Below are 6715 nucleotides of genomic sequence, written 5' to 3' on the forward strand. Positions count from 1 at the left end.
GCGTCCCCCGGCGCGGGCGTCCGTGCCCACCCGCTCACTGCGGTCCCTCCTCGACGGCCCGGCGCACGTCGGCCTCGTCGGGGCGTCCGGCGTCGCGGCGCAACCACAGGAAGAACTCGACGTTGCCCGCCGGGCCCGGCAGGGGGCTGGCGACGACCCCGGCGGTGCCCCAGCCGAGGTCGGCCGCCGCCGTGGCCACCTCGAGGACGGCGGCCGCGCGGGCCGCGGGGTCGCGGACGACGCCGCCGGACCCCAGCCGCTCGCGGCCGACCTCGAACTGCGGCTTCACCATCGGCAGCAGGTCGGCCTCCGCGGTGGCGCAGGCGGTCAGCGCCGGCAGCACCAGCCGCAGCGAGATGAACGACAGGTCGGCGACCACGAGGTCGGCCGGGCCCTCGATCTGCTCCGGGGTCAGCGTGCGGACGTTCGTGCGCTCCAGCACCCGGACGCGCTCGGCGGTGCGCAGCGACCAGGCCAGCTCGCCGTAGCCGACGTCGACGGCGACCACCTCGCGCGCACCGCGGGTGAGCAGCACCTCGGTGAAGCCCCCGGTCGAGGCGCCGGCGTCCAGGGCGCGGCGCCCGTCGACGGGGACGGCGAAGGCCTCGAGGGCGCCGAGCAGCTTGTGCGCGCCGCGGGACACCCAGCGGTGCTCGTCGGGGTCGGTGCGCACCACGACCGGCGTGCCGGCCTCGACACCGGTGGCCGGCTTGGTGGCGGCCCGCCCGGCGACGGCCACCCGTCCCTCGCTGATCAGCTCGACGGCGTGCTCCCGGGAGCGGGCCAGGCCCCGGCGGACCAGCTCGGCGTCGAGTCGGCTGCGGCGGGCCATCAGAGCTGGTCGATCGTGCCGAGCTCGCGCGTGAGGCGGTCGTGCTCGGCCTCGAAGACGGCGACGTGCTCGCTGACCGGCCGCTGGACGAGGTCGGCGAACCGCGACCCGGCGTCGTCGTCAGCGGTGTGGCCGCCGGCGGCTCGGTCGACGGCGTCCGCGGGCCGTGCCGGCACCGCGGCCGGCACGCTGCCGGGGCCCGGCCGCGGCGGGCCCGGGACCGGGTGCGGCCGGCTCGGCTCGGTCATGGCGCTGGCCTCTCGGACGGGTGCGGAAGGGGGCCGCCGGACGGCGGGCTGGGGGCGGCGGACTGCTGCGCCCCCGGCTGGCGAGGGTACCGGCCAGGGACGACGGCGAGGGCCGCGCCGACGGGTCCGCGAGGGCCCCGCCGGGCACGTGCCCTGCTCGTTCCCGGCGTCCTCACCGCGCCGCCAGGCCCCACGCGGCGAGCACGCGGCGGGCGTCGGCGTCGGCGGCCCGCACCTGCGGCGCCGCCCCCTCGGGAGCGCGTGCCCACGCGGCCAGGCACAGCGCGCGCAGCCCGTCGAGACCGTCCCCGCCGGCCTCGTCGGCGCCGGTGGTCCGCAGCTCGAGCGGGCCATCATGGGCGGCGGTCACGGCCCAGCGGCCGCAACGCCAGCCCTCCGCGCCCCCGCCGGTGACCGGGGGGTGCGGCACCAGCAGCCCGCCGGTGTCGGCGGCGATCAGGTCGGGCCGGTGCAGCGGACCGGCGGCCAGCAGCAGCGCCGGGTCGGTCACGCCGCTGAAGACGAGCAGGCTCGCGGCGCCGGCCCGGTGGGCGCCCTCGATGTCGGTGTCGAGCCGGTCGCCGACCACCAGGGGACGCTCGGCCCCGGTCCGCCGGACGCACTCGGCGTGCATCGCCGGATCCGGCTTGCCGGTGACGAGCGGCTGGCGGCCGGTGACCTCCCGGACGACGCGGACCATCGCCCCGTTGCCGGGCAGCGGCCCGCGCGGCGAGGGGATCGTCGCGTCGGTGTTGGTGGCCACGTGCCGGGCGCCGTTGCGGACGGCGACGACGGCCTCGGCCAGCTGCGCCCAGCCGACCTCCCGGCCGTAGCCCTGCACCACCGCGGCGGGGTCCTCCTCGGCGGTGCCGACCACCGTCAACCCCGCCGCCCGCAGCGCCGCCGCGACGCCCGGGCCGCCCACGGGCAACACCCGCGCGCCCGCACCGAGCATCCCGGCCACGACCGAGGCGGCCGCCTGCGAGCTGGTGATGACCTCGTCGGGGGTGGCCGGGACGCCGAGGTCGGACAGATGGCCGGCCACCTCCTCCGGCGGGCGGGCGGCGTTGTTGGTGACGAAGCCCAGCCGCATGCCGCGCTCCCGCGCCCGCGCGAGCGACTCGGGGACGCCCGGCACCGCGTCCGGCCCCACGTAGACGACGCCGTCGAGGTCGAGCAGCGCGACGTCGTGGACCTCGGCCGGCGCCCGCGTGCAGCCGGCCGCGAGCCCCGGCCACTCGTCCCCGCGGTCCCGGGCAACGGCCGGGCCGGTCACGCCGGCCCCCGCTGCGAGGCCCGCCGGGCCCGGACACCGCGCAGCGCGCGGGCGTAGTGGGCCAGGTCGGGGCGCATCGCCACCGCGAGGGCCAGGTGCTCGGCGGCCAGGCCGAGATCGCCAGCCCGGCTGGCGGCCAGGCCCAGACCGAACTGCGCGTAGTCGTCGGTGGGGTTGACCGCCGCGAGCTGGGCGAAGCTGTCGATCGCGTCGTGATAGCGCCCGGCGTCGTACTGGGCGCGCGCGAGCGCCTCGAGGATGCTGCGCGAGCCGGGCTCGGCCTCGGCCGCCCGGGCGAGCAGGGTCGCCGCGGCCGCCGGGTCTCCGCTGGCCAGCAGGTCCAGCCCGCGCCGGTACCACTCGTAGACCCCGCCCCCGGGGATCCCCTCCCCGGGCAGCTCGTCCTCGGGTGAGCCTGCTGTCGACACCGTCGTCCTCCCGCTCGTGCGGATCGCGTGCACGCCGTCGGCCCGGCGGCCGCGACCCGGCCGCCGAGGCAGCGCGCGGCGGGTGGCTCCTACGATCCCGTCGTGCACTCGTCGTCGGCGGACTCCCCGCCCCTCACCGCGACGGGACTGGACGTCCGGCCCTTCCGGGCACTGACCTACCAGCGGCACGACCCCGGCCACCTGGCCCGTGTGAGTTCGCCAGCCTACGACCTGGTGACGCCGGACGGCCGGGAACGGCTGGCCGCCGCCGATCCGCACAACATCGTCCGCCTCATCCTCCCGGGCGGCACGTCCGGACCGGGCAGCGCCGGCGCGGCCGGGCTCGGCGGCCGTCCCGGCGAGGACACCGCGGCCCGTGCGGCGCGCACGCTGCGGGAGTGGGAGGCCGCCGGCGTGCTCGTCCGGGACGGCGACCCCGCCCTGTGGCTCTACGAGATGCAGCCCGCCGAGGGAGCCGCCACGGTGGGCTGGCTGGGCGCGGTGGCCGTCGCCGCCGCCGGGGGGCGGGCGGTGCTGCCGCACGAGGACACGTTCCCCGCCGCCGTCGAGGGCCGCCGGGCGCTGCTGCAGGCCACGGCCACCGATCTCGAGCCGATCGTGCTCGCCCACGACCCTGAGCCGGAGGTCGCCGACCTCACCCGCGCGGCGCTCTCCGGCACGGCGACCATGGAGCTCACCGACTCCGACGGCGTCCGCCACCGCCTCTGGCGGACCACCGACGCGGAGGTCCTGCGCCGCCTGCCCGCCGCCCTGGCCCGCGCCGGCGCGGTCATCGCCGACGGCCACCACCGCTTCGCCGCGGCCCGCGCGCTGCACCGCACCCATCCCGACGGCGACTGCCGCGTGCTCGCGCTCCTCACGCCGATGGGGTCCGGCGGGCTGCGGGTCCAGGCCATCCACCGGGTGGTCCCCGACCTCTCGCTCGAGGCGGCCGTGGAGGCCGCCGGCCGCGGCTTCACCGTCACGGAGATCCCCGCCGGCCCGGATCCGGACGCGCTCGCCGACGCCGTCCGCTCCGCGCAGGCCGGGGACGAACGGCCGCTCTTCCTGCTCAGCGACGGCCGCCGACTCGTCGCGCTGACGGAGCCGTCGGCGGAGGTCCGGGCGACGGTGCCGGCCGAGGCGCCCTCGGCCTGGCGCGGCCTGGACGTCGTCCTGGCCACCAGCGGCCTCGTCGGGCACCTGTGGCGCCGCCCGGACGACCCGGGGTCGCTCCTCGTGGCCCACGACGTCCCCGAGGCGCTCGGCCTGGCCGCCCGGCGCACCGGGGTCGCCCTGCTGCTGCGGGCACCGTCCCCCACCGACGTCGCCGCGGTCGCCCGCGCCGGGGCCCGCATGCCGCGCAAGTCGACGCTGTTCGTCCCCAAACCGCGGACCGGGCTGGTCCTCCGCCCGCACGCGGACTGAGCCGCACCCAGCACCCGGGCCGCCACCGCTCACGCCGTCCGGACCGTCCCCGCGGCGCTGCGGGGCACCTTGCGCCCGCGCCGGCAGTTGACCTCGCACACCGAGGCGGTGCCGCCGGGCGTCCGCCAGAACCGCCGCTGCAGGGCGCCCTCGACCTCGACGACGTCCCCGGCCTCCCAGGCCGCGATGCGCCGCTGCAGGGCACGGTCGTAGGTGATGCAGGTGAGCACGTCCACCGACTGACCCCGGGCGCGCGGCTCGGGCCGGCGCACCACCAGGCGGAAGGTCACCAGGGTGTCCCCGCTCGGGAGTGACTTCAGCTCCGCGGGAGCCGAGACCCGCCCACGGAGCACCACGTCGTTCCGGTCGATCACTGCCACGCTCATGACGGCAGCCTTCCCCGGCGGCGGCACCCCGCGGGCCCCCTGCCGGCCCCTGTGGACCGCCGCCCGGTGTGTGGACGGCGGTCCCGCGACCGTCGGAGGTCAGTGCTCCGGCTCGTCCTCGATGGGCGGCTCGACCTCGCCGAGCAGTTCGGCGACCTCCCGCTCGACGTCCTCGTCGAAGTCGAGGTCGGTGCCGGTCTCGTACTCCGCGTCGACGTCGTCCTCGTCCGCCTCCACCTCGTCGGCGGCGTCGGTGGCGGGCGCGAGCTCTGCGGTGTCGACGGTGCGCTCGTCAGCCACCGCCGGCAGCTCCTCCTCGCCGAACTCGATGTCGTCGTCCTCCTCCGGCGAGGCGGCGGCCACGGCCTCCCGCCACTCGGCGGCGGCCGGGTCCTCGACGGCGGTGAGCAGGTCGGCGTAGGCCGAGGCCAGCCGCCGGGTGCCCTCGTCGGTGAGGTCGACGCCGGTGGGCTGCGGTCGCCCGCCGAGCGCACCCTCGAGCACGAGGCGGGCCGCCGGCACCTCGCCGAGGTCCTGACGGACGCCGGCCTCCACCAGCTGCAGCTCCACGACCTCGGCCCGGTCCGGGTGCTCCGCCAGCGCCTCGCGGACGAGCCGCAGTGCCACCTCGGGACGGCCCTGGGCCCGCTCGCAGTCGGCCAGCACGGCGCGGTAGCTCTCGTCGCCGCTCATGCGGCGGTAGGCCCGCAGCTCGCGGGAGGCCTCGGCGTAGTCGCCGGCGTGGTACGCGGCGACGCCCACGGCCTCGCGGACGACGGCGATGCGGGAGGCGCGGTCACGAGCCGCCCGGGCGTGGGCCAAGGCGAGCTCGGGGTCCTCGTCGACCAGGTTGCCCGCGACGACGAGGTGCCGGGCCACGGTCTCGGCGTTCCGGGAGTCCAGCCCTCGGAGGGCGCCCCGCACGCCGGGGTCGAGCTCGCGGGCGTCGGCCCACTCGGGCAGGGCGGGACCCGGCGGGACGGGCGGTGTGCGGTCGACGCGGGCCGGGCCCGTCGGCCGTCCCCTGCGGTCGTCGCCCGGACGCCGGTCCCGCCAGTTGCCGCCGCTCACGCGGTCGGGACGGCCGGCGGCTGCGGGACGACTCGTGGACCGGCCTCGCTCGTCCGACCGTGGCGCGTCCGTCCGTCCGGGACGGCCGCTCGCGCGGTCGCGGTCGCCGCCGGAAGCGGCCGGACGACGGTCCTGCCAGGACCGGTTGCCGCTCTGCGGGCCTGCGGCCCGACCGGAGCGTGCGCGGTCACCGCCGGGGCGGTCCCCCGTCGGACGGCGGTCACGCCACGAGCCCTCGGGACGGTCGCCCTCGGCCGGCCTGCGGTCGCGCCAGGCTCCCTCCGTGCGTTCCCCACCGGGGCGGCGGTCGCGCCAGCCCCCGGCCCGATCGCCGGTGGCCGGCCGGCGGTCGCTGCCCGCCCGGTCCCCTGCCGCGGGACGACGGTCTCGGCCGGCACCCTCCGCACGGCCGGCACCGGGTCGCCGCTCGCGGGACCCACCCTCGGCGCGATCTCCACCCGGGGTCCGGTCCCGCCAGGAGCTCTGTCCGCGGTCGGCGCCCGGGCGACGGTCCTGCCAGCTGCCCCCGGCCCGGCCGCCCGCGACGGGACGGCGGTCCTGCCACGACCCCTCGGAGCGCTCGGTCGCGGGACGGCGGTCCTGTCGCTCCCCGCCTCGACGGTCCCCGGCGACCGGGCGGCCGCCGCGCTCGCCGCGGTACCGGTCTGAGCCCCCGCCGGCGCCCGAGCCGGCGTTGCGGCCGGAGCCGGTCCCGCGATCGGCGCTGCTCCCACGACCGGAGTAGCCGCCGGTCCGGTCGTCGCGCCGCGGGCGCGCTCCGCCACGGGAGTCCTGACCGTCGGGGCGGCCACGCCCGGTGGAGCCACGTCGGGGAGAAGTCATGTCGTCGTCAGTACCTCGGTCGGGAGTGCGGCACTCGTGCGAGCGCCGGAATGGTGCCGGACACACGGAAACGGGGGCCGGAGCCAATGGCTCCGACCCCCGTTCCAGAATGGTTGTCCGGCGGCGTCCTACTCTCCCACCCCGTCTCCAGGGCAGTACCATCGGCGCTGAGAGGCTTAGCTTCCGGGTTCGGAATGGGTCCG

General features: G+C 78.7%; 7 protein-coding genes and 1 rRNA gene. 1 reads left to right on the forward strand and 7 read right to left on the reverse strand.

Going from position 1 to position 6715, the window contains the following annotated elements:
• Positions 1–34: 34 nt before the first annotated feature.
• The 4 genes from FN207_RS24725 to FN207_RS24740 form a co-directional block, all read right to left on the reverse strand.
• Positions 35–832 (reverse strand): TlyA family RNA methyltransferase, encoded by a 798-nt coding sequence (locus tag FN207_RS24725; RefSeq protein ID WP_142461098.1) that lies wholly within the window; start codon positions 830–832, stop codon positions 35–37.
• Positions 832–1080 (reverse strand): hypothetical protein, encoded by a 249-nt coding sequence (locus tag FN207_RS24730; protein WP_142461099.1) that lies wholly within the window; start codon positions 1078–1080, stop codon positions 832–834. Before FN207_RS24730 ends, FN207_RS24725 begins: the two co-directional genes overlap by 1 nt.
• A gap of 172 nt (positions 1081–1252) precedes the next feature.
• Positions 1253–2356 carry an HAD-IIA family hydrolase gene (locus FN207_RS24735; protein ID WP_142461100.1) on the reverse strand — a complete coding sequence of 368 codons (1104 nt, stop codon included), beginning with the start codon at positions 2354–2356 and terminating at the stop codon, positions 1253–1255.
• On the reverse strand, positions 2353–2784 hold the full coding sequence (locus FN207_RS24740; protein WP_246066359.1) for a tetratricopeptide repeat protein: 432 nt from the start codon (positions 2782–2784) through the stop codon (positions 2353–2355). The genes FN207_RS24735 and FN207_RS24740 overlap by 4 nt, the downstream gene beginning before the upstream one ends.
• Before the next feature lie 102 nt (positions 2785–2886).
• Here FN207_RS24740 and FN207_RS24745 point away from each other — a divergent pair, with 102 nt between their 5' ends.
• A complete protein-coding gene (locus FN207_RS24745) occupies positions 2887–4212 on the forward strand; it encodes a DUF1015 domain-containing protein (RefSeq protein ID WP_142461102.1) in 1326 nt (441 codons plus the stop codon).
• Positions 4213–4241: 29 nt separating this feature from the next.
• Here the strand turns inward: FN207_RS24745 and FN207_RS24750 are convergent, their stop codons facing one another.
• From FN207_RS24750 to rrf, 3 genes are all read right to left on the reverse strand, one after another.
• A complete protein-coding gene (locus FN207_RS24750) occupies positions 4242–4598 on the reverse strand; it encodes a single-stranded DNA-binding protein (RefSeq protein WP_142461103.1) in 357 nt (118 codons plus the stop codon).
• A 99-nt stretch (positions 4599–4697) separates the two neighbouring features.
• Positions 4698–5669, reverse strand: a complete 972-nt coding sequence (locus FN207_RS24755; RefSeq protein WP_142461104.1) for a tetratricopeptide repeat protein — start codon at positions 5667–5669, stop codon at positions 4698–4700.
• Between the two features lie 958 nt (positions 5670–6627).
• A 5S ribosomal RNA gene (gene rrf / locus FN207_RS24765) occupies positions 6628–6715 on the reverse strand; the annotation flags it as partial.

Origin of the sequence: Geodermatophilus aquaeductus, assembly GCF_900182545.1 — a bacterium.
GTDB classification, from domain to species: Bacteria; Actinomycetota; Actinomycetes; order Mycobacteriales; family Geodermatophilaceae; genus Geodermatophilus; species Geodermatophilus aquaeductus.

What these genes read in the sequence shown, in the direction of transcription:
- FN207_RS24725 (WP_142461098.1), bottom strand. Translation starts at nt 832, where the DNA reads ATGGCCCGCCGCAGCCGACTCGACGCCGAGCTGGTCCGCCGGGGCCTG.
- FN207_RS24730 (WP_142461099.1), bottom strand. Translation starts at nt 1,080, where the DNA reads ATGACCGAGCCGAGCCGGCCGCACCCGGTCCCGGGCCCGCCGCGGCCG.
- FN207_RS24750 (WP_142461103.1), bottom strand. Translation starts at nt 4,598, where the DNA reads ATGAGCGTGGCAGTGATCGACCGGAACGACGTGGTGCTCCGTGGGCGG.